The 26,531-nt window shown below is 63.2% G+C and carries 25 protein-coding genes; 17 read left to right on the top strand and 8 right to left on the bottom strand.

What is annotated here, in order from left to right:
* Positions 1-52 precede the first annotated feature (52 nt).
* From RA21_RS11605 to RA21_RS23440, 4 genes are all read left to right on the top strand, one after another.
* Positions 53-550, top strand: coding sequence for a lactoylglutathione lyase family protein (locus RA21_RS11605; protein WP_039149133.1), 498 nt, complete (start codon positions 53-55; stop codon positions 548-550).
* 74 nt (positions 551-624) lie between these two features.
* Positions 625-1,437 (top strand): TIGR00282 family metallophosphoesterase, encoded by an 813-nt coding sequence (locus RA21_RS11600; RefSeq protein WP_019295715.1) that lies wholly within the window; start codon positions 625-627, stop codon positions 1,435-1,437.
* Positions 1,438-1,636: 199 nt separating this feature from the next.
* Positions 1,637-3,415 carry an SLC13 family permease gene (locus tag RA21_RS11595; RefSeq protein WP_019295714.1) on the top strand — a complete coding sequence of 593 codons (1,779 nt, stop codon included), beginning with the start codon at positions 1,637-1,639 and terminating at the stop codon, positions 3,413-3,415.
* A gap of 116 nt (positions 3,416-3,531) precedes the next feature.
* Complete coding sequence (locus tag RA21_RS23440; RefSeq protein WP_275041412.1) at positions 3,532-3,657, top strand: hypothetical protein; 126 nt, start codon at positions 3,532-3,534, stop codon at positions 3,655-3,657.
* 21 nt (positions 3,658-3,678) lie between these two features.
* Here the strand turns inward: RA21_RS23440 and RA21_RS11590 are convergent, their stop codons facing one another.
* The gene (locus tag RA21_RS11590) at positions 3,679-5,454 is read right to left on the bottom strand and encodes an SLC13 family permease (RefSeq protein ID WP_039149006.1); all 1,776 of its coding nucleotides are present in this window, start codon (positions 5,452-5,454) and stop codon (positions 3,679-3,681) included.
* 122 nt (positions 5,455-5,576) lie between these two features.
* Here RA21_RS11590 and RA21_RS11585 point away from each other — a divergent pair, with 122 nt between their 5' ends.
* Complete coding sequence (locus tag RA21_RS11585; RefSeq protein WP_039149004.1) at positions 5,577-6,317, top strand: YebC/PmpR family DNA-binding transcriptional regulator; 741 nt, start codon at positions 5,577-5,579, stop codon at positions 6,315-6,317.
* A gap of 158 nt (positions 6,318-6,475) precedes the next feature.
* Here RA21_RS11585 and RA21_RS11580 read toward each other — a convergent pair whose 3' ends face one another.
* The 3 genes from RA21_RS11580 to RA21_RS11570 are packed head-to-tail and all read right to left on the bottom strand — an operon-like array spanning position 6,476 to position 8,931.
* Positions 6,476-7,324: a COG3904 family protein gene (locus RA21_RS11580; protein WP_039149002.1), complete on the bottom strand. Its 849-nt coding sequence runs from the start codon at positions 7,322-7,324 to the stop codon at positions 6,476-6,478.
* Between the two features lie 13 nt (positions 7,325-7,337).
* Entirely contained in the window at positions 7,338-8,030 is a 693-nt protein-coding gene (locus tag RA21_RS11575; protein ID WP_039148999.1) for a nitroreductase family protein, read from the bottom strand.
* Positions 8,031-8,046: 16 nt separating this feature from the next.
* The gene (locus RA21_RS11570; protein ID WP_039148994.1) at positions 8,047-8,931 is read right to left on the bottom strand and encodes a LysR family transcriptional regulator ArgP; all 885 of its coding nucleotides are present in this window, start codon (positions 8,929-8,931) and stop codon (positions 8,047-8,049) included.
* 89 nt (positions 8,932-9,020) lie between these two features.
* On the opposite strand from RA21_RS11570, the gene RA21_RS11565 reads away from it, so the two are divergent.
* From RA21_RS11565 to RA21_RS11550, 4 genes are all read left to right on the top strand, one after another.
* Positions 9,021-9,623 carry a LysE/ArgO family amino acid transporter gene (locus RA21_RS11565; RefSeq protein WP_039148991.1) on the top strand — a complete coding sequence of 201 codons (603 nt, stop codon included), beginning with the start codon at positions 9,021-9,023 and terminating at the stop codon, positions 9,621-9,623.
* A gap of 84 nt (positions 9,624-9,707) precedes the next feature.
* Positions 9,708-10,652, top strand: coding sequence for a pirin family protein (locus RA21_RS11560; RefSeq protein WP_039148988.1), 945 nt, complete (start codon positions 9,708-9,710; stop codon positions 10,650-10,652).
* Between the two features lie 50 nt (positions 10,653-10,702).
* Complete coding sequence (locus tag RA21_RS11555; RefSeq protein WP_039148984.1) at positions 10,703-11,623, top strand: DMT family transporter; 921 nt, start codon at positions 10,703-10,705, stop codon at positions 11,621-11,623.
* A 70-nt stretch (positions 11,624-11,693) separates the two neighbouring features.
* Entirely contained in the window at positions 11,694-12,695 is a 1,002-nt protein-coding gene (locus tag RA21_RS11550) for a DUF1036 domain-containing protein (RefSeq protein WP_039148980.1), read from the top strand.
* A 30-nt stretch (positions 12,696-12,725) separates the two neighbouring features.
* Here RA21_RS11550 and betI read toward each other — a convergent pair whose 3' ends face one another.
* Complete coding sequence (gene betI / locus RA21_RS11545; protein WP_019295703.1) at positions 12,726-13,301, bottom strand: choline-binding transcriptional repressor BetI; 576 nt, start codon at positions 13,299-13,301, stop codon at positions 12,726-12,728.
* Positions 13,302-13,460: 159 nt separating this feature from the next.
* On the opposite strand from betI, the gene RA21_RS11540 reads away from it, so the two are divergent.
* From RA21_RS11540 to RA21_RS11520, 5 genes are all read left to right on the top strand, one after another.
* Positions 13,461-14,669: a choline transporter gene (locus RA21_RS11540; RefSeq protein ID WP_019295702.1), complete on the top strand. Its 1,209-nt coding sequence runs from the start codon at positions 13,461-13,463 to the stop codon at positions 14,667-14,669.
* A gap of 126 nt (positions 14,670-14,795) precedes the next feature.
* Complete coding sequence (gene betC, locus RA21_RS11535) at positions 14,796-16,304, top strand: choline-sulfatase (protein ID WP_039148978.1); 1,509 nt, start codon at positions 14,796-14,798, stop codon at positions 16,302-16,304.
* Between the two features lie 57 nt (positions 16,305-16,361).
* Positions 16,362-17,819, top strand: coding sequence for a betaine-aldehyde dehydrogenase (betB, locus tag RA21_RS11530; RefSeq protein ID WP_039148972.1), 1,458 nt, complete (start codon positions 16,362-16,364; stop codon positions 17,817-17,819).
* 107 nt (positions 17,820-17,926) lie between these two features.
* Positions 17,927-19,582 (top strand): choline dehydrogenase, encoded by a 1,656-nt coding sequence (betA, locus tag RA21_RS11525; RefSeq protein WP_039149130.1) that lies wholly within the window; start codon positions 17,927-17,929, stop codon positions 19,580-19,582.
* A gap of 173 nt (positions 19,583-19,755) precedes the next feature.
* A complete protein-coding gene (locus RA21_RS11520) occupies positions 19,756-19,995 on the top strand; it encodes a YdcH family protein (protein ID WP_039148969.1) in 240 nt (79 codons plus the stop codon).
* 102 nt (positions 19,996-20,097) lie between these two features.
* Here RA21_RS11520 and RA21_RS11515 read toward each other — a convergent pair whose 3' ends face one another.
* Positions 20,098-20,577: a hypothetical protein gene (locus tag RA21_RS11515; protein ID WP_019295697.1), complete on the bottom strand. Its 480-nt coding sequence runs from the start codon at positions 20,575-20,577 to the stop codon at positions 20,098-20,100.
* Between the two features lie 243 nt (positions 20,578-20,820).
* On the opposite strand from RA21_RS11515, the gene RA21_RS11510 reads away from it, so the two are divergent.
* Complete coding sequence (locus RA21_RS11510; RefSeq protein ID WP_039148966.1) at positions 20,821-21,477, top strand: pyridoxamine 5'-phosphate oxidase family protein; 657 nt, start codon at positions 20,821-20,823, stop codon at positions 21,475-21,477.
* A 236-nt stretch (positions 21,478-21,713) separates the two neighbouring features.
* Positions 21,714-21,974 carry a hypothetical protein gene (locus tag RA21_RS11505; protein ID WP_039148963.1) on the top strand — a complete coding sequence of 87 codons (261 nt, stop codon included), beginning with the start codon at positions 21,714-21,716 and terminating at the stop codon, positions 21,972-21,974.
* Positions 21,975-22,064: 90 nt separating this feature from the next.
* Here the strand turns inward: RA21_RS11505 and RA21_RS11500 are convergent, their stop codons facing one another.
* Together RA21_RS11500 and RA21_RS11495 are read right to left on the bottom strand one after the other, a co-directional pair.
* Complete coding sequence (locus RA21_RS11500) at positions 22,065-23,453, bottom strand: helix-turn-helix domain-containing protein (RefSeq protein WP_039148959.1); 1,389 nt, start codon at positions 23,451-23,453, stop codon at positions 22,065-22,067.
* Positions 23,454-23,528: 75 nt separating this feature from the next.
* Positions 23,529-24,740: a multidrug effflux MFS transporter gene (locus tag RA21_RS11495; protein ID WP_019295693.1), complete on the bottom strand. Its 1,212-nt coding sequence runs from the start codon at positions 24,738-24,740 to the stop codon at positions 23,529-23,531.
* Between the two features lie 215 nt (positions 24,741-24,955).
* Between RA21_RS11495 and RA21_RS11490 the strand changes: the two genes are divergently transcribed.
* Positions 24,956-26,488, top strand: a complete 1,533-nt coding sequence (locus tag RA21_RS11490; RefSeq protein ID WP_039148956.1) for an acyl-CoA carboxylase subunit beta — start codon at positions 24,956-24,958, stop codon at positions 26,486-26,488.
* Positions 26,489-26,531: the final 43 nt, after the last annotated feature.

The following is a 26,531-nucleotide window of genomic DNA, read 5'->3' as shown; positions in this document are numbered from 1 at the left end:
GCAACCCTATCTCCGGGTGGCAACAAGCAAAACACCATCCAAGGAGACTATGATGCTGACCGCCCCGCGCAGTTTTTCCCACATCGGCCTGTCTGTTCCGGACCTGGACGCCGCAATGAAATTCTATGCAGAAGTCATGGGCTTCTACGTCATTATGAACCCAACCGAGGTGGTGGAGGACGACAGTGACATTGGCCGTATGTGCACGGATGTGTTTGGGGCCGGCTGGTCGCGGCTGCGCATCGCCCACCTGTCCACCGCCGACCGCGTCGGCATCGAATTGTTCGAATTCGATGGAAATTACGCGCCGTCCGACAATCTGGACTACCGCCGTCACGGCCTCTTCCATTTCTGTGTGCAGGACCCCGACGTCGAGGGCCTGGCGCAAAGGATCGTCGCGGCCGGCGGCAAGCAGCGGATGCCGGTGCGGGAGTATTATCCGGGCGAAAAGCCCTATCGCATGGTCTATGTCGAAGACCCGTTCGGCAACGTGTTCGAAATTTATTCGCACGGCTACGAACTGACGTATTCGGCGGGCGCCTACAGCTGAGCCGGGCGCCACACCGATGCGAAAACGCACTGCGGGGCCTTGCTCTTTGGCGCCGTGTTGCCTACCAGCCGGGCATGCGTATTCTTTTCCTTGGCGATGTGATGGGCCGCGCCGGGCGCCGTGCCATCACCGAAACCCTGCCGCGTCTGCGGCAGGAGTGGCGGCTCGATTTTGTGGTGGTGAACGGCGAAAACGCCTCCAACGGCATGGGGCTGAGCGGCGAGCACGCCAAGCTGCTGCTAGATGCGGGCGTCGACTGCCTGACGCTGGGCGATCATGCCTTCGACCAGAAAGACATGCTGCAGTTCATCGAGAAAGAGCAGCGCATCATCCGGCCTCTGAACTTTGCCAAGGGCGCGCCGGGCCGCGGCTACAGACTCTTCAACGCGCCGGGCGGACGCAAGGTGCTGGTGGTGCAGGCGCTGGGGCAGGTGTTCATGAAACGCGCCTTCGACGACCCCTTCGGCGCAGTAGAGGCGGTGCTGAAGTCGCACCCGCGCGGCGGGCTGGCGCAGGCGGTCATCGTCGACATGCACTGCGAGGCAACCTCGGAGAAGATGGCGATGGGCCACTTCTGCAACGGCCGCGCCTCGCTGGTGGTGGGCACCCATACCCATGTGCCGACAGCGGATGCGCAGATCCTCTCCGAAGGCACCGGGTATCTGACCGACGCCGGCATGTGCGGCGACTACAATTCCGTCATTGGCATGGACAAGGCCGAACCGATGCGCCGCTTCCTGACCGGCATGCCCAAGGCCCGCTTTACCCCGGCAAATGGCGAGGCGACGCTGTCCGGCGTGTTTGTCGAGACCGACGACCGCACCGGGGCCGCCAAGAAGATTCGCATGGTGCGCAACGGCGGGCTGCTCGAGCCAGCGGCCCCCTGAACGGGACCCGCCGCCGCTGCAAGCACCAGCAGACGGGAGAATTGACGCTAAAGCCGCGGATTTCCGGGCAAAATGCCCTTTCCGCGCCGCTGGGCATCTGCTTTGCCGGAAATTCTTGCTCAGCCCTCTGGTTTCGGGGAAACTGCGCGATGGCGGGGCGTAAACCCCGCCTTTAACAACATGGGCAAAGTCACGGTTTATGCAGTACTTCCAACTTGGTGACACCGGCAGCGCATTTCTGGCGCTTGCAATTGTCCTGGCGATGTTCGTGGCGTTTCTGCGGGAAACCTATCCAACCGAAGTGGTGGCGCTGACCGGCGTTGCTGCGATGCTGGCCACCGGCGTTTTGCCCTATGGCGAGGCGCTGCCGGTTCTGTCCAACCCGGCACCCTGGACCATTGCCGCGATGTTCATCATCATGGGCGCTCTGGTGCGCACTGGTGCACTCGACGCCTTCACCCAGATCGCCAAGAAGCAGGCAGAAGTAAACCCGAAACTGGCCGTCGCTCTGCTGATGGCGTTTGTCGTCACCGCCTCCGCCGTTGTGTCCAACACGCCGGTGGTGGTGGTGATGATCCCGGTCTTCATCCAGATCGCCCGCACCCTCAACGTCTCTGCGTCCAAGATGCTGATCCCGCTCAGCTATGCGGCGATCCTGGGCGGCACCCTGACGCTGATCGGCACCTCGACCAACCTGCTGGTGGACGGTGTGGCGCGGGCGCAGGGGCTGAAGCCCTTCACCATTTTTGAGGTCACCCCGCTGGGCCTGATCCTCGTCGCCTACGGCATGGTCTACCTGCGCTTCATCGCGCCGCGCCTGCTTCCTGCGCGCGACAGCATGGCAGAGCTGCTCAGCGACAAATCGAAGATGAAATTCTTCACCGAGGCGGTGATCCCGCCCGAAAGCAACCTCATTGGCCGCGAAGTCACCGGCGTGCAGCTGTTCAAGCGCCCCGGCGTGCGCCTCATCGACGTGATCCGCGGCGACGCCTCTCTGCGCCGCAATCTTCAGGGGGTGGAGCTGCAGGTCGGCGACCGGGTAGTGCTGCGGACCCGGATGACAGAGCTGCTGAGCCTGCAATCAAACAAGGAACTGAAACGGGTCGATCAGGTGTCCGCCATCGAGACCCAGACCGTCGAAGTGCTGATTACCCCGGGCTGCCGGATGGTGGGCCGCAGCCTGGGCGCCCTGCGCCTGCGCCGGCGCTATGGCGTCTATACGCTGGCGGTGCACCGGCGGAACCAGAACATCGGCGTGCAGCTGGACGATCTGGTCGTGCGGATCGGCGATACCCTTCTGCTGGAGGGCGCGCCTGCCGATATCCAGCGCTTGGCGGCTGACATGGACCTGGCCGATGTCTCGCAGCCGACCCAGCGGGCCTACCGCCGCAGCCACGCGCCAATCGCTGTTGTTGCGCTCCTGGGCATCGTGCTGCTGGCCGCCTTTGGCGTCGCACCGATCCTGATGCTGTCGCTGCTGATGGTCTCGCTGGTCTTTATCACCCGCTGCATCGACGCGGATGAGGCATTTTCTTTTGTCGACGGGCGTCTGCTAGCGCTGATCTTCTCGATGCTGGCCATCGGTGCCGCGCTGGAAAGCTCCGGCGCGGTGGCCCTGATTGTCAACGCCATTGCGCCAGCCTTGTCGATGCTGCCGCCGTTCCTGCTGGTTTGGGCCGTCTATCTTCTGACCTCAGTGCTGACGGAGCTGGTGTCCAACAATGCAGTTGCCGTGGTCGTCACCCCGATTGCAATTGGGCTGGCACAGGCCATGGGCGTCGATCCGCGCCCTCTGGTGGTGGCGGTGATGGTGGCGGCCTCGGCCTCTTTCGCAACCCCGATCGGCTATCAGACCAACACGCTGGTCTACGGCCCGGGCGGATACAAGTTCACCGATTTCCTGCGCGTCGGTATCCCGCTGAACCTGACCGTCGGCATGGTGGCCTCGCTGCTCATCCCGTTCTTCTGGCCGCTCTGAGCCCTCCGAGTACAGAAAAAGGCGGCGAAAAGCCGCCTTCTGTGACCCCGGTTACATGAAACTGTTAAACTATTGCCCATATGGAGAGGAGCAGTGTCTTCATAAGGTCCAAGACCATGAGTTTCAGAAAAGTGTTTTTGTTTGTCGTCCTCGCCGGCTCCACCGCAATTGCGCTGGTGTCGCAAGCCCAGACCAGCGGCGCCGCCCGCGCGCATCCGGTTCAGCTGGAGCAACCGCAATAAGCGGCAGCCGGTGCGTGGTCCTCAAAGGGGCCAGAACACCAGAATGGCGGGAATTGACACCGCGATGACCAGCGCCTCCAGCGGCAGTCCCATCCGCCAGTAATCCCCGAAATGGTAACCGCCAGGCCCCAGCACCAGCGTGTTGTTCTTGTGCCCGATCGGGGTCAGGAAGGCGGCAGACGCGGCAACTGCCACAGCCATCAGAAACGGATCGGGCGAAACACCCAGCGTTTCCGCCATCTGGATGCCAACAGGCGCTGCTACAATCGCCGTGGCAGTGTTGTTCAGCACATCCGACAGGGTCATGGTGACCACCATCAGCACCGTCAGCACTGCCCAGGCGGGCAGGCCCGCGGTCAGCCCGGTCAGCGCATTGGCAATCAGCGCCGTGCCGCCGGAGGTGTCCAGCGCCGCCCCCAGCGGGATCATCGACCCCAAGAGCACCACCACCGGCCATTCCACATGGTCATAGATCTCTGCCACCGGCAGGATCTTCAGCAGAACATAGCCGATGGCCACCAGCCCCAGCGCCACAGGCAGGTACAACAGCCCGACAGAGGCTGCGAGCACCGCTGCGGCAAACAGCCCGATGGCGGCCCAGGTCTTGTCGTTCGCTGTGACCGACAGGCCGCGCGCCGCCAATGGCAGGCAGCCCAGCCAGTCGGCCACATCGGCGCTGCGCCCCCGCGGGGACAGCAGCAGCAGAATATCGCCGGCCTGAACCTCTGTCTGACGGATATGGCGGGTGATCCGCGTGCCCTGGCGGGAAATCCCCAGCAGCACTGCGCTCTGCCGCCAGGCCAGCCCGACGGACTGCGCCGTTCGCCCCCGGATGCGGGCGGTCTCCGGCACCACCAGTTCCGTCAGCTCCAGCCCTTCACCCGCCGCCGTCAGCTTTTCGGACCGTGCGGCATCAGCAAACTCCAGCTTCAGCGCGCTGCGGAACTCGTCCAGCGCCTCCGGCTCCGCCTCGATCACCAGCGTGTCGCCTTCGCGCAGCGTCGCCGCGGCGGAGCGCCCATAGCGCCGCTTGCCGTCCCGGATCAGGCCCAGGATCGCTACATCGGCCTTCTCGGCCTCTTCGTCCAGTTCCCCCAGCCGCTTGCCAATCAGCTCAGATCCGCCGCCCACCGTCAGCTCGGCGATATAGGGCGCCAGCTGCGCTTCGGACGCGCCGGCCGCATTCTCCCGCGCTGGGATCAGCCGCCAGCCGATCAGCGCGACAAAGGCAAGCCCCGCCAGCGCGGCAATGCCGCCGACCGGGGCGAAATCGAACATCTTGAACGGCTCCCCCAGCGTCTCGCCGCGGATCGCGGCAATGATGATGTTGGGGGGCGTGCCGATCAGCGTGACCATGCCGCCCAGGATGGTGGCAAAGGACAGTGGCATCAGGCTCAGTCCCGGCGCACGGCCCGCCTTGCGTGCGGTCTGAATGTCGACCGGCATCAGCAGCGCCAGCGCCGCCACATTGTTCATGAAGGCCGACAGCACGGCGCCAACCCCGCCCATCAGCGCGATGTGGCCGCCTAACCCCCGCGCCGAGTCCACCAGCGTCCGGGTGATCAGGAACACCGCGCCGGAGCGCACCAGCCCGGCAGAGACGATCAGCACCAGCGCCACTACCAGCGTCGCAGGGTGCCCAAAGCCGGCAAATGCGTCGTTTGCAGGCACAACTCCCAGCACCACACCTGCCATCAGCGCGGCAAAGGCCACCAGATCGTACCGGAAACGCCCCCACAACAGGAGGGCAAAGACAGCAGCAAATAACGCAAACAAAACAGCTTGATCATATGTCATGGCGCCAGCTTATCCCCGAAACCCCGCGGAACAAGGGCAAAGCGGGGCAGGGGCGCTTGAAAGCCGGCACATCCCAAGGCTATATGGGCGCCAATTCAGATATACAGCAGCAAGGATGCACCATGGCAGGCCATTCAAAATGGGCTAACATTCAGCACCGCAAGGGCCGTCAGGACGCGGCGCGGTCAAAACTGTTTTCCAAGCTGGCCAAGGAGATCACCGTGGCCGCCAAGATGGGCGACCCCGATCCCGACAAGAACCCGCGCCTGCGCCTGGCCGTCAAGGAAGCCAAGAGCCAATCCGTCCCCAAGGACGTGATCGAACGCGCGATCAAGAAGGCCATCGGCGGCGACGCCGAGAACTACGACGAAATCCGCTACGAGGGCTACGGCCCCAATGGTGTTGCGGTGATCGTCGAGGCGATGACCGACAACAAAAACCGCACTGCCTCCAACGTGCGCTCCACCTTCTCCAAGAACGGCGGCAATCTGGGTGAAACCGGCTCTGTCGGCTTCATGTTCGAACGCAAGGGTGAAGTCACTTACCCGGCCTCCGTGGGCGACGCCGACACCGTGATGATGGCCGCGATCGAAGCCGGTGCAGAAGACGTCGAAAGCTCCGAGGACGGCCACATCATCTATTGCGCCGACAGCGACCTCAACGACGTCTCCAACGCGCTTGAGACCGAACTGGGCGAATCCGAGTCGACCAAGCTGGTTTGGAAGCCGACCACCACCACCGAGCTGGACTTGGAAGGCATGCAGAAGCTGATGAAGCTGGTCGATGCGCTGGAAGACGACGACGACGTTCAGCGCGTCACCACCAATTTTGAGGCCACCGACGAGGTCATGGCGCAGCTCTGAGCCAGCGCCTGGTACGAATTCAAAGGCCCGCCAATCCGGCGGGCCTTTTGTTTTTTCTGATGCAAAGCCCATGCGGGGCCCTCAAAAACTGCCGCGCTTCTTTCTGGGTGCAAGTACCCCGGGGGGAGGTCCAAGGGGCCGAGGGGGCAGCGCCCCCCTCACTGCTGGTCTGGCCCAATCAACCCGGCACTGGTCAGCTCTGCCCTGCTGGGCCGCCACAGCTCCGAGCCCGGCACCGCAAAAATCCTGCCTGCAAATTCTGCGCACACCCCCTGTTCCAGCAGAAAGGCGCGGTCTTTCTCCTGTTCCCTCTGCAAATCAATCTGCGGCAGCCCGCTTTCAAACAGCAGGGTATAGCTGTGAAAGCCAAGCTGCCCGCCGGGTCCAAGGGTGCGCCCGCGGCCCGCAGCAAACACAAGGGTGCAGGCAGAGGCGCACAGCCCGTCCGCACGGGTGTCCCAGCCTTGCTGCCGGATCAGCCGGGCAACGCCGCGCGCCTCCGCAATCAGCCCGCCTGGGCCGCTTAAGGAGACAACACGCAGACCAGGATGCTCAGCGCCCATCTGGCCGATCCGGCGGGTCAGGCCAAAGGTGATCTCCCCGTCAAACACCAGCGTTGTCCCGTCACCGGAAACCGACAGGCTATAGAGCGCTTCACGCTCCAGCCGCCGCTGTTCGGCATAGGCAGGTTCCTCCACCGCCCGGGCAATCAGCAGCGCATCCCACCACTGGGTCAGCGCCGCAAACCCCGCAAACAGCAGCAGCAGATAACCGCCCCAGACCGGAGCCATTGCGCCGGTGCTTCGGACATGGGCATCGGCGCTGCGTAAAAACGCGCGCGCCTGCCAAAGCAAGAATACCCCGTCCGCCGCGATCAGCGCAAAGGCCAGCGGCACCGGCAGCCGGATCACATGGTTGAGCACCAGCCACACCAGCAGCACCACCCCCCGCGGCAGAACCACTTGCAGCAACAGGCTGCGGGGCAGGGAGGCCGGGCTGCCTGTCATCCGGCAGGCGGTTTCATTCAAACACCTGGCAGATTTGCTCCAGAGGTTTTTTCATCTTGGCAACCGACGGCACCATCGCATCGTCTGCCGGGTGGCCCACGGCGATGATCATCGTCGGTTTCTCTGACGCAGGGCGGCCCAAAGCGCCGTTCAGGAATTTCATCGGGTTCGGAGTATGGGTTAGCGTGCACAGACCCGCGGTATGCAGGGCCGTCAGCAGCACGCCGGTGGCGATGTTCACGCTTTCCGGCACGTAGTAGTTCTTGTACCGGGTGCCGTCCGCGAACTCGCCCCAGCGCTGGGCAAATACGACGATCAGCCAGGGCGCGGTGGTCAGATGCGGTTTGTCTGCATTGGTGCCGATCGGCTCCAATGCCTTAATCCATTCATCACCCGCGCCGCCTGCATAGAACCGGCGCTCTTCCTCTTCGGCCTCTTCGCGGATCTGCGCTTTCAGCGCCGGGTTGGAGATCGCGGCAAAGAACCAGGGCTGGTGATTGGCGCCCGAGGGCGCAGTACCGGCGGCACGGATGCAATCCTCAATCACTGCACGCGGCACCGGCTGATCCGTAAAGTCCCGCACCGTGTGCCGCCGCTGCATATGCGCAAGGAACGCGGCTGCCTTTTCCTGCATCTCCGCCTCGGAATACTCCGCCCGGTCGGGCAGGGGCAGCGGTTCATAGCTGAGCTTGTCTTTGGAGAACATGGGCGGTCTTTCCGGATTAGCTTTGCATCAAATACCGTTTCGCCGATTTCTGCACGGCGCGGGTCACCTCGGCAAGGGCCGGGGCCATCACCCGCGCCACTTGCCAGGTCAGGGGAACCGGCAGCGTGGTGTCCGGGATCAGCGGCACCAGGCGGCCCGCGCGGATGTCTTGCTCTACCATTGCCAGCGGGTTCATGCCCCAGCCCAGGCCCGCAGCAGCCGCATCAATGAAAGCCTGGGTTGAGGGCAGGTAATGCGCGGGCGGCGCCAGCCCGGGAGCCACATTGCGTTCCAGCCACTGCCGCTGCAGGTTGTCCTTGGCGTTGAAGATCAGGCAGGGCGCCTTTGCGGCAGCCTCCGGCGTCACCCCGCCGGGAAACCAGCGTTCCATAAAACCCGGGCTTGTGGTTGCCACATACTCCGGCGCGCCCAGCGGGTAGGCGTCAAACCCGGTTACCGGCTTGGAACTGGCAGTGACCGCCGCGGAAACTTCGCCGCGTTTCAGCCACTCCGCGCTGTGGTCCTGATCATCGACCAGCAGGTCGAACAGCACGCCGTCCACCTCCGCCATCGCATCGATGAACCAGCTCGCCAGACTGTCGGCATTGACCGCAATCCGCAGCCGTACCGGGCCGTGATCCGCCTCCAGTGCCAGTTCCCGCGCCAGCTGCGCCTCCAGCAGGCCGATGTCCTCGGCATGTTTGGCAATCCTGAGGCCCGCCGCGGTGCCGGTGCAGGGCGACCCGCGCAAAACCAGCGCAGTGCCAATCCGGTCCTCCAGCGCCTTGATCCGCTGTGAAACGGCTGAGGGCGTCACGTTCAACGCATGTGCCGCCGCCTCGAATGTGCCGAGACGCAGCACAGCGCTTAGTGCTGCCAGCTGGCTGGGATCCATCTGCATTAGCAACTCTAATCTGACTTAAATCTCTTTAACTGGATTAATGGGTGGGCGAGCAGTAGTCAAATCCCAGCACAACGATGGAGACACACATGCCCCCCAGCCTGATTGCCGGATTTGCCCTGGGCCTCAGCCTGATCATGGCGATTGGCGCCCAAAACGCCTTTGTCCTGCGCCAGGGGCTGCGGCGCCAGCATGTGTTCTGGATCTGCCTCACCTGCGCGGGGTCCGACGCTCTGCTGATCACCGCGGGTGTTCTTGGCTTCGGCACCCTGGCAGTGGCCGTGCCCTGGTTCGAGCAGGCGATGCGCTGGGGCGGTGCGGCCTTCTTGATCTGGTACGGCGCCCGTGCCCTGCGCGCCGCCTGGCAGGGCGGCGAAACGCTGGAGGCAGCGCAGGAGGGTGCTGGCGCAACCTTGTTGCCGGTGCTGGCCACCGTGCTGGCACTCACCTGGCTGAATCCGCATGTCTATCTGGACACGGTGGTTCTGCTCGGCTCAATCTCCGCCCAATATCCCGATCCGCTGATCTTTGCCGCTGGGGCCGCCATCGCCAGCTTCACCTTCTTCTTCACGCTGGGTTACGGCGCCAGCTTGCTGGCCCCGGTCTTTGCCCGCCCGCGGGCCTGGCAGGTGCTGGATGCCATTGTCGGCCTCACCATGTGGGCAATTGCAGCCAAGCTCCTTTTGATGTGACGAACAGCACTTGTGCGCAGGCGGGCCTAACGCCTGCGCAGAAATGTCCTACCTTTCCCCCATGACAGCAGACAGGAGGGAAGGATGAGCTGGAATCCGGCACTGGAACCGCAATGCCCCGACGCGGGCAGCCTTGATGCGATTGAGACGGTGATCATCCCGCGTGCCCGCGATATTGGCGGATTTGAGGTCCGCCGCGCGCTGCCCGCACCGCGCCGCCAGATGGTCGGGCCCTTCATCTTCTTCGACCAGGCCGGGCCTGCCGAGTTTTTGACCGGGCAGGGCATCGACGTGCGCCCGCATCCGCATATCGGCCTCGGCACCGTCACCTACCTCTATCAGGGCGAGTTCGAGCACCGGGACTCCCTCGGTACCCACCAGATGATCTATCCGGGCGAAGTGAACTGGATGGTGGCCGGGCAGGGCGTCACCCATTCCGAGCGCACCTCTGCCGCCACCCGCCAGGGAAAAAGCAGCCTGTTTGGCATCCAAACCTGGATTGCGCTGCCCGAAAGCCACGAGGATGTGCCTGCTGCTTTTGAACACCACGGCAAGGAGGCGCTGCCGGTGCTGGAGGGCGAGGGCAAGACCGTGCGCCTGATCCTTGGCAATGCCTGGGGTGAGAAAGCCCCCGCAACCCTCTATTCTGAAACCTTTTATGCCGATGTGGTGCTGCATCCGGGCGCCAAGCTGCCGCTGCCCTCCGACCACGAGGACCGCGGGCTTTATGTCACGCAAGGCTCGGTGCAAATTGCGGGTGACACCTTTGAGGCGGGCCGCATGATGGTGTTCCGCCCCGGCGATGAGATCACCGTGACCGCCGGTGCTGAGGGCGCCCGGCTGATGGCGCTGGGCGGCGAGACGCTGAACGGACCGCGCTACATCTGGTGGAATTTCGTCGCCTCCTCCCGCGACCGGATCGAAGCGGCCAAGGTTTCCTGGGCCGCGGGCGACTGGCAGCATGGCCGCTTCCAGCTGCCGCCCGGAGACGATCAGGAATTCATTCCGCTGCCCGAGAACCGGAAATAATTCACATGTGAAGTCTTGCGCCGCCGCCCGAACGGGTGTTCTGTCAGCCCATGAGCCAATCCGCCGCCTCCGTTCAGCACACACAGAACCCGCTCAAGGGCGTGTTCTGGATGGTTGTGACCGGTCTCTGCTTTGTGGCGGTGACAGCGCTGGTCAAATCGCTTGGCACCCGCATCCCGCCCGCCGAGAGCGCCTTCTTGCGGTATCTTCTGGGGCTGGTGTTTCTGATCCCGATGGCTGGCGCGCTGCGCAGGGCGCATCTGACACCGCGGCTCTGGGCGTTGTTTGCCGGCCGCGGCGTGGTGCATACGGCGGGGGTGATCCTGTGGTTCTACGCCATGACCCAGATCCCGCTGGCAGAGGTCACGGCAATGAACTACCTGTCGCCGGTCTATGTCACCCTTGGTGCGGCGCTGTTCCTGGGCGAGAAACTGGCCTTCCGCCGCATCACCGCCATCGCCGTCGCCTTGATCGGCGCGATGATCATCCTGCGCCCCGGCTTCCGAGAGGTTTCCCCTGGCCATATCGCCATGCTGTTCACCGCGGTCTCCTTCGGTGCCTCCTATCTGATCGCCAAGTTCACCGTTGGCAGCAACAGTCCGGCGGTTGTGGTGGGGATGCTTTCGGTGTTCGTCACCCTTGGCCTTGCCCCCTTTGCTCTCGCGGTCTGGGTGACGCCGACACTGGCAGAGGTTGCAATCCTGTTTGGTGTCGCTTGCTTTGCCACCGCGGGCCACTACACCATGACGATGGCCTTTGCCGCGGCGCCAGTGGCGGTTACCCAGCCGGTCACCTTCCTGCAGCTGGTCTGGGCCACACTGCTGGGTGCGCTGGCCTTCGGTGAGCCCGCTGATGTCTGGGTGCTCTCCGGTGGCGGCTTGATCCTGGGTGCGGTCAGCTTCATCTCCTGGCGTGAAGCCAGGATAAAAAAGAAGAGCCTTTCATCCTCCGGTAATGTTGCTGGCGTTTGATCGTCTTATGGATGTTACATGGCTGGGATAACATCCTGCATTTATGAACATTCGCCGGGGTCCGTGGACGATGAAATGCCTATGGCTGCCAGCCTTGCTACTGGCAGCACTCCTTGATCTGACTGCCGCTCAGGCCGGGACCCGTTTCTGCAACGATACGGATGCCCTGCATCACCTGGCAGTGGTCCTGCGCGACGGCGGCAGTTGGGTGGCCCAGGGCTGGCAGCATCTGCATCCGGGCGATTGCGCGGATCCGGTGCCGCGGGAGTATCCGGGCAAGTTTCTCTACTACCGCGCCGAAAGCCCCGGCCACCGCTTCCATGATGACAGCGTGCAGTTCTGTACCGCACCCGGCCAGTTCCGCATCCCGCGCGGGGGCGATTGCACCGGACAGGGGCAGGCATGGCGGCGGTTTGCCAAGGCGTCCCTGAACCAGCCCGTGCTCCTCAGCACCCGTTCACACAGCGGCGAAGGTGCCGCGGACAGCCTGCAGGATCAGCATCACATAGCAGAAGACGGGCTGCACTATACGGCTGAGGTGGTCTTTCAGGGCTGCAGGCTGAACACCGCGGAGGAAACCGTCACCTGCAAATTTGTCGGCCACGGCATGGAAATCGGGTCCGAAGGCCGCCTGCAGGTCGAAGACCCGGTCTTTACTTACTTGCTTGGGCTGCTGCGCGGAGCCCCCCTGGAAATCGACGGGGAGATGATCTCCAGCTTCGGCTCTTTCGGTGAGCTGGACCTGCACAGTGTGACACCGCGGGTGCCGGACCGCTACGATGGGCTGCTGCAGAAGATGCAAGGCGTGTGGCTGTCAGAGCGCAGCCCGCTGGACAGGTTTTCCATTTCAGGCGCGATGCGCCGGGTAAGCTACGGCGGACGCCGGATGACGCCGGAATTCCTCTCAGTGCAAGACAGCTGCCAGGGGGGCAAGGGGGCGGATTTCCTGCTGGCCTGGGACAGCCTGCGCGGCAGCAGCCTGTGCTACCGGATCGACGCGCTGACACAAGACCGGATGACGCTGACCTATATGCCGCGCGGCATCCGGCTGGACTACCGGCGGGTGCGCTAGGGCCGGCGATCACGAGGCCCGGTGCCCGGGTCAGGGGATCACCAGGTCCACCACCCGGTGCGCGGCGGCGCGGGCCTCATCCGGGTCCAGCGCCTCTTCTGATTGTGCTGCCTGCAGCCAGACCCCATCCATGTAGCACTGCAGCGCTTGACGGGCGGTCTCCACCCGGTCCGCAGGCAGCAGCGCCCGCAACTCGGCCAGGAAATGGCTCCGCACCCGGGCACGGTTGATTCGGTGCAACCGGCTCAGGCGCGGCGAATAGGGGGCATTTGCCCAGAACTGCATCCAGATGCTGCACTGGGGAACGGTGAACAGACCGTCGGCAAAGTTCGCATCCATCACCGCATAGAGCCGCTCGCGCGGGGTGCGCGCAGTTGCATACCCCTCGCTCATCGCACGGCGCAGCTTGCCCAGAAGATGCAGCATGGTGGCTTCCATCAGCCCTTCCTTGGAGCCGAAATAGTAGTTGATCGAGGCCGCCGAAGCCCCGGCCTCGCGCGCGATTTCCGCCATCGTAACAACACCGTAGCCGCGCTTGTGCACGGCAACGATGGTGGCTTCGATCAGCTCTTCGTTGCGGATGTCCCGGATGCGTTTCCTGCTCATGATTAAGTTGTGCGGCAATTGGGCCAGCGTTTCAACTGTTGTTCGCGCGAATTCGAAACTTGAATGACCATTTAAAAAACTGTTTGGCGCTTCAGCCGGCTGTGATATGTACCCGTTCCATGTCTGAGGGCGGAAACCGCCCGGAAATGGGAGGGACATATGACTTCAATCATCTCGTTCGGGATTCTGCTGGCCTTTGCGCTGGTGGCGTTCTGCGTGATCAAGTGGTGGAACGTCCGCAACGTCGGCGTGACCCCCGTTCACCTTTTCACCTTCATCGCCATCCTGTTCACCTCCGGTCTGGACGTGGGCCTGATCATGTTCCCGCTGGCCTGGGACTTCCCGCTTTACGCGGACACCGCGGCGGAACCGGCCTATGGCTTCACCAACCCGCTGGCGCTGGAGTTCGGCTTCTGGGGCTTCCTGATCTGGGGCTTCTACTTCCTGACGACCTTCTATTTCTGCGTGATTGAACCGCGGGTGAAGTTCTTCGAGATCCCGCTGGTGAAATGGATCAACAACATCGTGATCATCGGCACCTGCGCCTTCACCGGCGCGCTGTTCCTGATCTACCTGCCGTATTACGCCACCTTCATGGGTGACGGCGAAACAGTGATCCCGGCCTTCTATGTCATCACCTTCCTGGTGATCCTGTTTGCCGCCTTCTCCTCCACCGACATCAAATACGTGCGTATTCTGTCGGTCGGCTCCACCGGGCTGTTCCTGGCGCTGATCCTGGGCATGTGGGCCTATGCGGGCATGGGCCTGGGCGCCTTTGCCGACACCGCTTCGAACATCGGCGGCTACTTTGCCAACATCCACAAGTTTGTGCTGCCGCTGACCGACTATCATGAGTTCTACCTGTTCTGGTGGTTCGCATGGTCCATCATGATCGGCCAGTTCACTTCCCGCTTTGTCGGCGGCCTGCGTACCTGGCAGGTTCTGGCGGCGCTGCTGATCTTCCCGTCGATCCCGCTGGGGATCTGGTTCTCGGTGCTCTACTACTACCACCTGAACAGCATTGAGACGACGCTGCTGATCAACGTCTCCATGGTCGCTGTTGGCATCATCTTCGTGGTCAACTCCTTTGACTCGCTGATCCGCCTCTACACCGACAACTTGAACCTGTCGGCCAAGCGTTTCGGCACCATTCCTTATGTTGTCGGCAACGCGGTTGTGCTCTTCGGCCTGACCCTGGCCTTCCAGAGCCAGTGGCTGCAGATCCAGTGGATCGGCACCGTGGTCATCGGCATCTATGTGGCCTGCCTGGCTTACATCGTGCTGTTCAAGCGCAGCGAAGTGATGAGCATCGACGCCTCGCCAGAGGAAAACACGCTCGACTTCGAAAAGATCAAGACAGCCCACTAAGGGCGGTCTCCCGGCTGGCCCCCAAGTTTCCCCGAATGAGGGGACCAGCCTCCAACTGCCTGGCAACGCCTTCGGGCCTGCCAGGCGCCTTTCGAAGAAACATCGCCAATACTTGGGAGGTCCGCGATGAGTGCCCCGAATATCCTGATCCTGATGGTTGACCAGTTGAATGGGACGCTTTTCCCGGATGGCCCCGCCGAATGGCTGCATGCGCCGAACCTGAAGAAACTGGCGGAACGCTCCACCCGCTTCAAAAACGCCTATACCGCGTCGCCGCTCTGCGCGCCGGGCCGCGCCTCCTTCATGTCCGGCCAGCTGCCCTCGCGCACTGGCGTCTATGACAACGCGGCGGAATTCCGCAGCGACATCCCGACCTACGCCCACCACCTGCGCCGCGCCGGGTATTACACCTGCCTCTCTGGCAAGATGCACTTTGTTGGCCCCGACCAGCTGCACGGGTTCGAGGACCGCCTGACCACCGACATCTACCCGGCCGACTTCGGCTGGACCCCGGACTACCGCAAACCGGGCGAGCGGATCGACTGGTGGTACCACAACATGGGCTCCGTAACCGGGGCAGGGGTGGCAGAGACCTCCAACCAGATGGAATACGACGACGAGGTCGCCTACAACGCCACCGCCAAGCTCTATGAGCTGTCGCGCGGGCTGGACGACCGCCCCTGGTGCGTGACCGTCTCCTTCACCCACCCGCACGACCCCTATGTGGCACGCCGCAAGTACTGGGATCTTTACGAGGACTGCGAGCACCTGCTGCCCGAAGTCCCCGCCATGGACTACGAGGACCACGACCCCCACGCCAAGCGGATCTTTGACGCCAACGACTGGCGCAGCTTCGACATCACCGAGGAGAACATCAAACGCTCCCGCCGCGCCTATTTCGCCAATATCTCCTACCTGGATGACAAGATCGGCGAGATCCTGAACGTGCTGGAAACCACAAGGCAAGAAGCGATCATCCTGTTTGTCTCCGACCACGGCGACATGCTGGGCGAACGCGGCCTGTGGTTCAAGATGAGCTTCTACGAGGGCTCCTCCCGCGTGCCGCTGATGATCTCGGCGCCGGACCTGCCCGCGGGCCTCATTGAAACCCCGGTTTCAACACTGGACGTAACCCCGACGCTGGGCGCGCTGGCCGGTGTCGATATGGCGGAAATCGAACCCTGGACCGACGGCCAGAACCTGGTGCCGCTGGCCAATGGAACGGAACGCACTGAACCGGTCGCCGTGGAATACGCCGCGGAAGCGTCATATGCGCCGCTGGTGTCGCTCCGTTATGGCAAGTGGAAATACAACCGCTGCGCCCTGGACCCCGATCAGCTGTTCGATCTGGAGGCCGACCCGCACGAGCTCAACAACCTGGCAGACGATCCTGCCCACGCTGGCACGCTGAACAGCTTGCGTGCCAAGTCGGAGGCGCGCTGGAACCTGGAAACCTTCGACGCAGAGGTACGCGCCAGCCAGGCCCGCCGCTGGGTCGTCTACGAGGCGCTGCGCCAGGGCGGCTACTACCCTTGGGATTACCAGCCGCTGCAAAAGGCCTCCGAGCGCTACATGCGCAACCACATGAATCTCGACAACCTCGAGGAAAGCAAACGCTTTCCCCGCGGCGAATAACCATAGCAACCGTTCAGCATCTCCCCCTGCTGAAGACCCCCGCTGGAGACACACAACATGACACATCCCGCACAGCCCAAGGCCAGCCACTTCATCAACGGCGAATACGTCGAAGACACCGCAGGCACCCCGATCCCGGTGATCTACGCCGCCACGGGTGAGCAGATCGCCACTGTCTACGCAGCCACTCCGGCGATCGTCGATCAGGCGCTGTCCACAGCCAAGGAAGCCCAGAAGGCATGGGCCAAGATGACCGGAACCGAGCGCGGCCGCATCCTGCGCCGTGCCGCCGACATCATGCGCGAGCGCAACCACGAACTGTCGGTTCTGGAAACCTACGACACCGGCAAACCGCTGCAGGAAACCCTGGTGGCCGACGCCACCTCCGGTGCCGACGCGCTGGAATACTTCGGCGGCCTGGCAGGCTCCCTGACCGGCGAGCACATCCCGATGGGCGAGGACTGGGTCTACACCGTGCGCGAAGCGCTGGGCTTGTGTGTGGGCATCGGCGCCTGGAACTACCCGACCCAGATCGCCTGCTGGAAAGGCGCACCGGCGCTGGCCTGCGGCAACTCTATGGTGTTCAAACCGTCCGAGACCACGCCGCTCTGCGCCCTGAAAGTGGCCGAGATCCTGCACGAAGCGGGCGCCCCCGCTGGTATCTACAACGTCATCCAGGGCATGGGCGAGGTCGGCGGCGCGCTGGTCACCGACCCGCGCGTGGACAAGGTCTCGCTGACCGGCTCGGTGCCGACCGGCAAGAAAGTCTATGCCGCCGCCGCCGAAGGCATGAAGCACGTCACCATGGAGCTGGGCGGCAAGTCGCCGCTGATCATCTTTGATGACGCCGACATCGACAACGCCGTCGGCGGCGCCATCAACGGCAACTTCTACTCCTCCGGCCAGGTCTGCTCCAACGGCACCCGTGTGTTTGTCCAGAAGGGCATCAAGGAGAAATTCCTGGCCCGCCTGGCGGAGCGCACCGGCAACGCCATCCTGGGCGACCCGATGGATGAGGCCACCAGCTTCGGCCCGATGGTCACTGAAAACCAGATGAACATCGTGCTGGGCTACATTGAAAAGGGCAAAGAAGAAGGCGCCCGCCTGATCTGCGGCGGCGCGCGTGCGGACATGCCGGGCTACTACATCCAGCCCACGGTCTTTGCCGATGTGACCGACGACATGACCATCGCGCGTGAGGAAATCTTCGGGCCCGTCATGTCCGTCCTCGACTTCGACACAGAGGAAGAGGTGATCGCCCGCGCCAATGACACCGAATTCGGTCTGTCCGCCGGCGTTTTCACCAACGACTTCAGCCGCGCCCACCGGGTGATCGGCCAGCTGGAGGCGGGCAGCTGCTTCATCAACTCCTACAACGACGCCCCGGTTGAGGCACCGTTCGGCGGCGTGAAGGCTTCGGGTGTTGGCCGCGAGAACTCGAAAGAGGCGATCAAGCACTTCAGCCAGGTGAAGTCGGTCTACGTTCGCATGGGCGACGTCGAAGCGGCGTTCTGATCGGCGCTGTCTGAAAGCAACGGCCGGGCAGGGCGCCCCGCGCGCCCGCCCAATCTGAAGAAAACGGCAGCAGACCAGAACGTCCCGCTGCCGGATGGAGAATGGAAATGAACGCGGATTATGTGATTGTCGGGGCCGGCTCTGCCGGCTGTGCCATGGCCTACCGGCTCAGCGAGGCCGGCAAGAAGGTTCTGGTGATCGAACACGGCGGCACCGATGCCGGGCCGTTTATCCAGATGCCGGGCGCGCTCAGCTACCCGATGAACATGCCGCTTTATGACTGGGGCTATAAATCCCAGCCCGAACCGCATCTGGGCGGCCGCGAGCTGGTTTGCCCGCGCGGCAAGGTGATCGGCGGCTCCTCCTCGATCAACGGCATGGTGTACGTGCGCGGCCACGCAGGCGACTATAACCACTGGGCCGAAAGCGGAGCGGCGGGCTGGTCCTATGCCGATGTGCTCCCGTACTTCAAACGCATGGAAACCTGGAACGACCGCGGCCACGGCGGCGACCCGGACTGGCGCGGCAAGGACGGCCCGCTGCACGTGACCCGCGGCCCCCGCGACAACCCGCTGCATGACGCCTTCGTCAAGGCGGGCGAGCAGGCGGGATATCCGGTCACCTCCGACTACAACGGCGAACAGCAGGAGGGCTTCGGGCCGATGGAAATGACGGTCTACAAGGGCCGCCGCTGGTCCGCCGCCAACGCCTACCTGAAGCCCGCGCTCAAGCGTGAAAACTGCGACCTTATCCGTGCCTTCGCCCGCAAGGTGGTGATCGAGGACGGCCGCGCCGTCGGTGTCGAGATCGAACGCGGCGGCAAGGTTGAGGTGATCCGCGCAAACGCCGAGGTGATCCTGGCCGCGTCCTCGCTGAACTCCCCCAAGATGCTGATGCTTTCCGGCATCGGCCCGGCCAAGCACCTGGCCGAACACGGCATCGACGTGGTCGCCGACCGCCCCGGCGTCGGCCAGAACCTGCAGGACCACCTGGAATTCTACTTTCAGTTCGCCTGCAAGCAGCCGATCACCCTGTTCAAATACTGGAACCTGCTGGGCAAGGGCCTTGTCGGCGCCCAGTGGATGTTCACCAAGACCGGCCTGGGCGCCTCCAACCAGTTCGAAAGCGCCGCCTTCATCCGCTCGGACAAAGGTGTGGATTACCCGGACATCCAGTACCACTTCCTGCCCATCGCGGTCCGATATGACGGCCAGGCGGCGGCAGAAGGCCACGGCTTCCAGGCCCACGTCGGCCCGATGCGCTCCCCGTCGCGCGGCGAGGTCACGCTGGCGTCAAAAGATCCCAAGGACGCGCCGAACATCCTGTTCAACTACATGTCGACCGAGCAGGACTGGATCGACTTCCGCAAATGCGTGCGCCTGACGCGGGAAATCTTTGCCCAGGACGCGATGAAACCGTTCCTCAAGCACGAAATCCAGCCGGGTGCCGACCTGCAGTCCGACGACGAGATCGACGGCTTCCTGCGCGAGCATGTGGAAAGCGCCTATCACCCCTGCGGCACCTGCAAGATGGGCGCGGCGGATGATCCGATGTCGGTGGTCGACCCGGAATGCCGTGTCATCGGTGTCGATGGCCTGCGCGTTGCCGACAGCTCGATCTTCCCGCGGATCACCAACGGCAACCTCAACGGCCCCTCGATCATGACCGGTGAGAAGGCCTCTGACCACATCCTGGGCCGCCGCCTGCCGTCCTCCAACGCAGAGCCGTGGTTCAACCCGAACTGGCGCGAAGCGCAACGCTGATCCTGTTGCACTGCCAGCAAGCCGCCCGCCACCTCCCCTTTGTGCGGGCGGCTTTTTATTACCGGAATTTTCCCGAAAATCCGCGTGCCGCAGGCATCTTTTGATCCGCGTCAAAGTGAAGGGGCAGGGGAGGAAATAATCTGCAAACGACCCTAGGAAGAAGGAGCGAGCAGGTGTCCAATACTCCCCATGAACTGGCCGAAGAATTCCCGGAAAAAGCGGCCCTGATGAGCCAGCTGAAACAGTCGGATGCGCATTTCGCCAAATTGTCCGATGAATACCACGAAGTGAACCGCGCCGTGCACCGGGCGGAAACCAACGTGGAGCCGGTCAGCGACCAGGCCGAAACCGATCTGCGCAAACAGCGCGCCGCGCTGAAGGACGAGATCTGGGGGATCTTGTCGAAGGCGTAAGACCAGAGCACCGGAAGTCAAAGCAAGGGGCGCCAATGGTGCCCCTTTATTTATGTCGTGCCCCGCTGTGCGGTCTCCCAGGCAACGGAACAGCCGCGCCTGTTATGCGCGCCTGAAATCCATGGTCCAATTTGTTTCCCAGGTCTTGCCGCCGTCGCTGGACATCGCCTGTTCCCAGCGGGGCGTCTCCGTGCCGGTATGCAGCCAGAGAAACCTGACCGACACGGGTTCGCTGCGTAGGGTGTCTTCTGCATAGAATGCTCCGACGCCATCTTCGAAGCTGCCAACCACAGGCACATCCAACTGGTGCGGATCGGTGGCTGCAAGCCACCAAATGGCCCACTTCTGGCTGGCAGGATCAAAAGACCGCAGCGCAATAGCCCGGTAGGCACCGCTTGGGAATTCAAGAAGGTTGTCTTCGACATTGCCATTCCCGCCCAGAACAGGCCGGGTTTCTGATGTGCCTTCGAATTCTTCCCATTCATCACAGCCGGTCAATCGCTCCTTCAGCCTGCGGTGGCGCACAACCCAGCTGCCGAACTCAAAATCGAAATCCCTGGAAATACTGCTTTTACCGTCCATGAAACTATCCTTCTCAAGTCAATACTGTTCTTGTTTTGTTCCAGATCAGCCATCAAGTCAACGGTGAAACCCCGCTACGGGCTGCTTTGGCAAAGAATGGGTGAATGTTGAGTAAGTTCAGCTGGTTATCCTGCGGGGGTATCTCCAGGCCCCCCGTATTTGCACTGGGACCTGCACAGCCGGGACGCAGGATCGAAAGCCGTGTGCTATGCTCTCTCCTGCGGCAATGCGGAGGTGCGACTGATGGCTGATTTCTATTCCGCAGAGCAGCGCCAGCTGCAGGATGCCTTCGGCACGCGGGGGCTGGCGGACGCTCTGCACGGCAACGTCCTGCGGCAGGCGCTGGCCCCGATGGACCGGAAATTCATCGCCGCAAGCGACTTCTTTTTCCTCTCCACTGTGGATCGCTGCGGCTATCCGACGGTGTCTTACAAGGGCGGCTTCCCGGGGTTCGTGCAAATGCCCGACGATCGCACCCTCCGTTTTCCGGTCTATGACGGCAACGGCATGTTCCTGTCGGCAGGCAATGTCGCCGCCACCGGCAAGGCCGGCCTGCTGTTCATTGATTTCACTCAGCCCCGCCGCCTGCGGCTGCAGGGCACCGCCAGCCTTGTGACAGACGAGCCGCAGCTGGCAGACGTCCCGGAGGCCCTGATGCTGGTCCAGGTGGAGCTTGAGGCCATCTTCACCAACTGCCCGCGGTATATTCACAGCTACCATCGTACCGGCCGCTCTGAATATGTGCCTGCTGACGGTGCCGAAACGCCGGTGCCGGAGTGGAAGCGGGTGGATTACCTTCAGGAACAGCTGCCGCCCAAGGACCGCGAGGCCGCGCGGAAGTCAGGAGAGGTGATCACCGAGGCAGAGTACCGCAAGCACTTCTGGAAAGGGCTGGAGTAGGGCGTTGGCCCGCGCCGTGATTGCCAGAAGATTCGTAGCGGCTGGATTGATCCTGTACCGGAAACAGTGCCGCGCTGCCCGTGTTAGTGTTGAGTGTTTTCTTCCCGGTTGAGGGCAATTTAGATGAATTTAAGGCAAATTCGTCAAAATTGTGACCGGCTGCACTATCTTCAGACTGCAGCCGGAATGGGTCCGCGGGCCTGAGGCTGCAGTGTAGTGTGCAAGGGAGTAACCCAATGGGACAGGTCTATCAGCCGGGGGGCTGGCAGGAGATCGAGGGCGTGCCGGAAGAGGCGTCCGATGCGGAGATTCTCGCCAGGGTTCGCAATCTGGTCCAGGCGGAAACCGCGGTCCGTACGCAGCCGCAGGAGCCTGCGCCAAACCGCGTGAGCCAGTGGCAGCCAGCAGAAGCCGTTCAGCCCAAGCAACCGCCGCAAGCAGCCGCCAAGACAGAACGCGCACTGATGGCACGCCTTCTGGACCGCCTGCGGGGCTGACCTCACCGCGCTGCAAGCTGCCGTGCACCCAAGGATTTTCAAAATCCTTGGCAATTTTCTTCGAAGAAAATTGCCGCCGCACGCACCCTCTCAACTTACCTCATAAGGCAGAACACCGCGCTGGTCGGTGTTGATGGTCAGCCGCCGCTCCAGCGGTGGAACGGACCGCTGATGGCAGTCCTTCCTCTCGCAGATCCGGCAGGAGATGCCGATCGGCTCATAGGCGCTGTCCTGGCTCACATCCAGCCCGTCGGCATAGACCAGCGCATCTGCATGGCGCACCTCGCACCCCAGCGCGATTGCATAGCGGCGCACCGGCGCGCCGAACGAGCCGCCCGGTTTCGACACATCCCGGGCCAGCGAGATATAGCGCACCCCATCCGGCGTCTCCGCCAGCTGACGCAGGAACCGGCCCGGGGTTTCAAACGCCCGGTGCACGTTCCACAGGGGGCAAGCGCCGCCAAAGCGGGCAAATTGCAGCCGCGTGGCCGAGTGCCGCTTGGTGATGGTTCCCGCCTGATCCACCCGCACAAAGAAGAACGGCACGCCCTTGGCGCCGGGCCGCTGCATGGTCGAGAGCCGGTGCGCAATCTGCTCAATCGAAGCACCAAAGCGGATCGCCAGCAGCTCCAGGTCATGCCGGCAGGCCTGTGCAGCTTCCAGAAAGCGGCCATAGGGCATCAGCGCCGCGCCGGCGAAATAGTTGGCGAGGCCGATCTTGGCGATGGCGCGGGCCTCCTCGCTTTGAAACTTTGCAAAATCGAGGGTCGCCTCCAGCAGGGTGTTCTGCCGCAGGAGCGCCACCTGCAGCAGCATCTGGAACAGCTGCGTCTGCGGCGCGGAGCGGTTCGACAGATGCAGTACCTGCGCTTCGGCGTCGTAATGGCGCAAGCCCTCCATCTCGGTTTGGCGCACCTTGATGCCGCCGCGCTCCAGCTCGGCAATGGCCGCCGCGCGGATGTCGCTGGTGGCGGCAAACCGCTCCGCCGCGTGGTCCACCGCGTCGATGTAGTTGTCGCAATAGTGGAAGAAATCGCGCACCTCTTCCCATGGGCTGGCCTGAATGCGCGCATCCTCCCGCCCCAGCGCCTCATCCAATGAGGCAAGCCGTTCATGGGTCTGCCGGTAAGCCCGGTGCAGCGCCAGAAAGGCCCGCGCCAGGGCAGGGGCGTTTGAGGCGGTCAGCCGCAGGTCCGCCAGCGGTGGCGCGTCATCGGCAAACACCGGATCCGCCATCGCCTCGCGCATGTCGCTGACCAGCCGTTCGCTGTCCCCAGCTGACAATTCGGTCACATCCATGCCGAATTCCTGCGCCAGTGCCAGCACCACCGTGGTCGACACCGGGCGATTGTTGTTCTCCATCTGGTTCAGATAGGGCAGGGAGACCCCCAGCTTGGCGGCGAAATCCTTCTGCGTCAGCTCCAGCCGCTGCCGCATCTCGCGCAGCTTGGCGCCCGCGTAAAGTTTCTGGGTGGCCATGAGGGGAGCCTTTGCAAATTCAATTCTTGCGAATGGTATAATTGCAAACTCACCCCTGCAAGCCCGTGGCGGCTCTTATGCGCCGATCTGCCGCTCCCGCCAGACCACCAGCAAGATCGCGACCAGGCCCATCATGGCGGTGGCAAACATGATCACCAGGAGCGGCACTGCAGTTGACCCCGGCACCAGCAGCATCCCTGCAAAGGCGCTGAGCGCGGCACCCGCGCCGATCATGATCGCGCCGCTGAGGCCGGAGGCGGTGCCCGCCAGATGCGGCCGCACCGAAATCGCGCCTGCGGTGGCATTGGGGATTGCCATGCCGTTGCCCAGCCCGACAAAGCACATGAGGCCAAAGAAGGTCCACACCGTATCTGCGCCCGCCATCGCAATCAGCAAGGACAGCAGCACCCCGCCGCCATTGATCACGCAGCCCCATAGCACCATGCGGTTGACGCCCAGCCGGGTGGAGAACCGGCCGGAGACAAAATTGCCGGCAAAATACCCGACCGCAGGAGCGGAGAAGAAGACACCCAACTCCGCAGTGCTCAGCCCGTATACCTCGGTGCCGACAAAGGGCGCACCGCCGAGGTAGGCAAAGAACGCGCCCGACGCCAGGCCGGAGGACAGGGAATAGCCCCAGAACCGCGGCGACTGCAGCAGCTCCGGGTACTCGCGGAACTGCGCCACCAGCGTCTTGCCGCTCTTGTGTGCGGTCTCGCCGAAATCGGTGAAGGTGATCAGCAGCGTCGCCGCGCCGACCAGGAACAGCAGCCAGAAATTGGCGGTCCAGCCCATCCACTGGTCCAGAAAACCGCCGATCGCCGGGCCGATCATCGGCACCACCGCCATGCCCATGGTGACATAGCCGATCATGCTGGCGGCCTCATTGGTGTCATACATGTCGCGCACCGCGGCGCGGCTCAGCACCATGGTGGCCGCCACCACTGTCTGCGCCACCCGGAACAACAGGAACAGCTCCGCCGTCGGCGCATAGATGCAGCCCAGTGTGGCCAGCAGGAACAGAACGATGCTGATCAGAATGACCGGACGCCGCCCCATCTGGTCGGAAATCGGCCCGACAAAGATCTGCACCACCGCATTGCCTGCCAGATACAGCGCCACCGACAGCTGCATTACCCGATAATCCACCGCATAATACTCTGCCATTCCCGCCAGCGACGGCAGATGCAGGTTCATGCCAAGCGCCGACAGGCCTGCCAGCAGGATCAGGGTGAAAATGCGCGGGGGCGTCCGCTGGCCAGAGGCCCTGGTATCATATGTGGACATACCATCTGCCTTATAGGGGCTCGCCGCCCTTGTCTATCGCGCATTCCGGGAGACCTTCATGTGCATTGCGGGGCTGCGGTTGCGGCTGGTTGAGTTTGCTGATTTTCAACTTTGCGGCTCGCGTATGCAAACGGTTTGCAAATTTGCGATAATGTCCTTTGGCTTCGCCGCAGCGCAATATATGGTCGCGCTGAAACTGACAGGGGACATGAGCCATGAAAGACATTCTTTCCGAGCTGGAAGACCGCCGCCAGGACGCGCGGCTGGGCGGCGGCCAGCGCCGCATCGACGCACAGCACGGGCGCGGCAAGCTGACAGCCCGTGAACGGATCGAGCTGCTGCTGGACGAGGACAGCTTCGAAGAGTTCGACATGTTCATCGCCCACCGCTGCACCGATTTCGGCATGGAAAACAACAAGCCGGCCGGTGATGGCGTGGTCACGGGCTGGGGCACCATCAACGGCCGCCAGGTCTATGTGTTCTCCCAGGACTTCACCGTGCTGGGCGGCTCTGTCTCTGCCACCCACGCGCAGAAGATCTGCAAGATCATGGATATGGCGGTGCAGAACGGCGCGCCGGTCATTGGCATCAACGACTCAGGCGGTGCCCGTATCCAGGAAGGCGTCGACGCGCTGGCCGGCTACGCCGAGATTTTCCAGCGCAACATCATGGCCTCCGGCGTGATCCCGCAGATCTCCGTCATCATGGGCCCCTGTGCCGGCGGTGCCGTGTACTCCCCGGCGATGACCGACTTCATCTTCATGGTCAAGGACACCTCCTACATGTTCGTGACCGGCCCCGACGTGGTGAAAACCGTGACCAACGAAGTGGTCACGGCTGAGGAACTGGGCGGGGCTTCCACCCACACCCGCAAATCCTCTGTCGCCGACGGCGCCTTTGAAAACGACGTCGAGGCGCTCGCCGAGGTCCGCCGCCTGGTCGACTTCCTGCCGCTGAACAACCGTGAAAAGCCCCCGGTGCGCCCGTTCTTTGACCAGCCGGGCCGGATCGAGGAAAGCTTGGACACCCTGATCCCGGAAAACCCCAACAGCCCCTACGACATGAAGGAGCTGATCACCAAGGTCGCGGATGAGGGCGACTTCTACGAAATCCAGGAGGATTTCGCCAAGAACATCATCACCGGCTTCATCCGCCTTGAGGGCCAGACCGTGGGCGTCGTCGCCAACCAGCCGATGGTGCTGGCGGGCTGCCTCGACATCGACTCCTCCCGCAAGGCCGCCCGTTTCGTGCGCTTCTGCGACTGTTTCGAGATCCCGATCCTGACCTTTGTCGACGTGCCGGGCTTCCTGCCGGGCACCAGCCAGGAATACGGCGGCGTCATCAAGCACGGCGCCAAGCTGCTGTTTGCCTATGGCGAAGCCACCGTGCCGAAGGTCACCGTGATCACCCGCAAGGCCTATGGCGGCGCCTATGACGTGATGGCCTCCAAGCATCTGCGCGGCGACTTCAACTATGCCTGGCCGACCGCCGAGATCGCGGTGATGGGCGCCAAGGGCGCAACCGAGATCATCCACCGCGCCGACCTTGGCGATGCGGACAAGATCGCGGCCCACACGGCAGACTACGAAGACCGCTTTGCCAACCCCTTCGTGGCGGCGGAACGCGGCTTCATCGACGAAGTGATCATGCCCCAGTCCACCCGCAAACGGGTCAGCCGCGCCTTTGCCTCGCTGCGGGGCAAGCAGCTGAAAAACCCGTGGAAAAAGCACGACAACATTCCGCTGTAAGGACACGGCGGGAGTTTTTCAGCAAGGCCTCTCGCTGAGCCTG

Origin of the sequence: Leisingera sp. ANG-DT, from assembly GCF_000813785.1 — a bacterium.
Lineage (GTDB): Bacteria > Pseudomonadota > Alphaproteobacteria > Rhodobacterales > Rhodobacteraceae > Leisingera.
The sequence above is the reverse complement of the archived record's forward strand: the minus strand, read 5'-3'. Positions and strand labels throughout refer to the sequence as shown.

Bases quoted from the DNA above. Each gene is read 5' to 3' on its own strand.
- RA21_RS11565 (WP_039148991.1), top strand. From the start codon at position 9,021: ATGCCCCCCAGCCTGATTGCCGGATTTGCCCTGGGCCTCAGCCTGATC.
- RA21_RS11570 (WP_039148994.1), bottom strand. From the start codon at position 8,931: ATGCAGATGGATCCCAGCCAGCTGGCAGCACTAAGCGCTGTGCTGCGT.
- RA21_RS11595 (WP_019295714.1), top strand. From the start codon at position 1,637: ATGCAGTACTTCCAACTTGGTGACACCGGCAGCGCATTTCTGGCGCTT.
- RA21_RS11490 (WP_039148956.1), top strand. From the start codon at position 24,956: ATGAAAGACATTCTTTCCGAGCTGGAAGACCGCCGCCAGGACGCGCGG.
- RA21_RS11505 (WP_039148963.1), top strand. From the start codon at position 21,714: ATGGGACAGGTCTATCAGCCGGGGGGCTGGCAGGAGATCGAGGGCGTG.
- betC (WP_039148978.1), top strand. From the start codon at position 14,796: ATGAGTGCCCCGAATATCCTGATCCTGATGGTTGACCAGTTGAATGGG.
- RA21_RS11605 (WP_039149133.1), top strand. From the start codon at position 53: ATGCTGACCGCCCCGCGCAGTTTTTCCCACATCGGCCTGTCTGTTCCG.
- RA21_RS11560 (WP_039148988.1), top strand. From the start codon at position 9,708: ATGAGCTGGAATCCGGCACTGGAACCGCAATGCCCCGACGCGGGCAGC.
- betA (WP_039149130.1), top strand. From the start codon at position 17,927: ATGAACGCGGATTATGTGATTGTCGGGGCCGGCTCTGCCGGCTGTGCC.
- betI (WP_019295703.1), bottom strand. From the start codon at position 13,301: ATGAGCAGGAAACGCATCCGGGACATCCGCAACGAAGAGCTGATCGAA.
- RA21_RS11510 (WP_039148966.1), top strand. From the start codon at position 20,821: ATGGCTGATTTCTATTCCGCAGAGCAGCGCCAGCTGCAGGATGCCTTC.
- RA21_RS23440 (WP_275041412.1), top strand. From the start codon at position 3,532: ATGAGTTTCAGAAAAGTGTTTTTGTTTGTCGTCCTCGCCGGCTCCACC.
- RA21_RS11580 (WP_039149002.1), bottom strand. From the start codon at position 7,324: ATGACAGGCAGCCCGGCCTCCCTGCCCCGCAGCCTGTTGCTGCAAGTG.
- RA21_RS11555 (WP_039148984.1), top strand. From the start codon at position 10,703: ATGAGCCAATCCGCCGCCTCCGTTCAGCACACACAGAACCCGCTCAAG.
- RA21_RS11550 (WP_039148980.1), top strand. From the start codon at position 11,694: ATGAAATGCCTATGGCTGCCAGCCTTGCTACTGGCAGCACTCCTTGAT.
- RA21_RS11600 (WP_019295715.1), top strand. From the start codon at position 625: ATGCGTATTCTTTTCCTTGGCGATGTGATGGGCCGCGCCGGGCGCCGT.
- RA21_RS11515 (WP_019295697.1), bottom strand. From the start codon at position 20,577: ATGGACGGTAAAAGCAGTATTTCCAGGGATTTCGATTTTGAGTTCGGC.
- RA21_RS11500 (WP_039148959.1), bottom strand. From the start codon at position 23,453: ATGGCCACCCAGAAACTTTACGCGGGCGCCAAGCTGCGCGAGATGCGG.
- RA21_RS11495 (WP_019295693.1), bottom strand. From the start codon at position 24,740: ATGTCCACATATGATACCAGGGCCTCTGGCCAGCGGACGCCCCCGCGC.
- RA21_RS11585 (WP_039149004.1), top strand. From the start codon at position 5,577: ATGGCAGGCCATTCAAAATGGGCTAACATTCAGCACCGCAAGGGCCGT.
- RA21_RS11540 (WP_019295702.1), top strand. From the start codon at position 13,461: ATGACTTCAATCATCTCGTTCGGGATTCTGCTGGCCTTTGCGCTGGTG.
- RA21_RS11575 (WP_039148999.1), bottom strand. From the start codon at position 8,030: ATGTTCTCCAAAGACAAGCTCAGCTATGAACCGCTGCCCCTGCCCGAC.
- betB (WP_039148972.1), top strand. From the start codon at position 16,362: ATGACACATCCCGCACAGCCCAAGGCCAGCCACTTCATCAACGGCGAA.
- RA21_RS11590 (WP_039149006.1), bottom strand. From the start codon at position 5,454: ATGACATATGATCAAGCTGTTTTGTTTGCGTTATTTGCTGCTGTCTTT.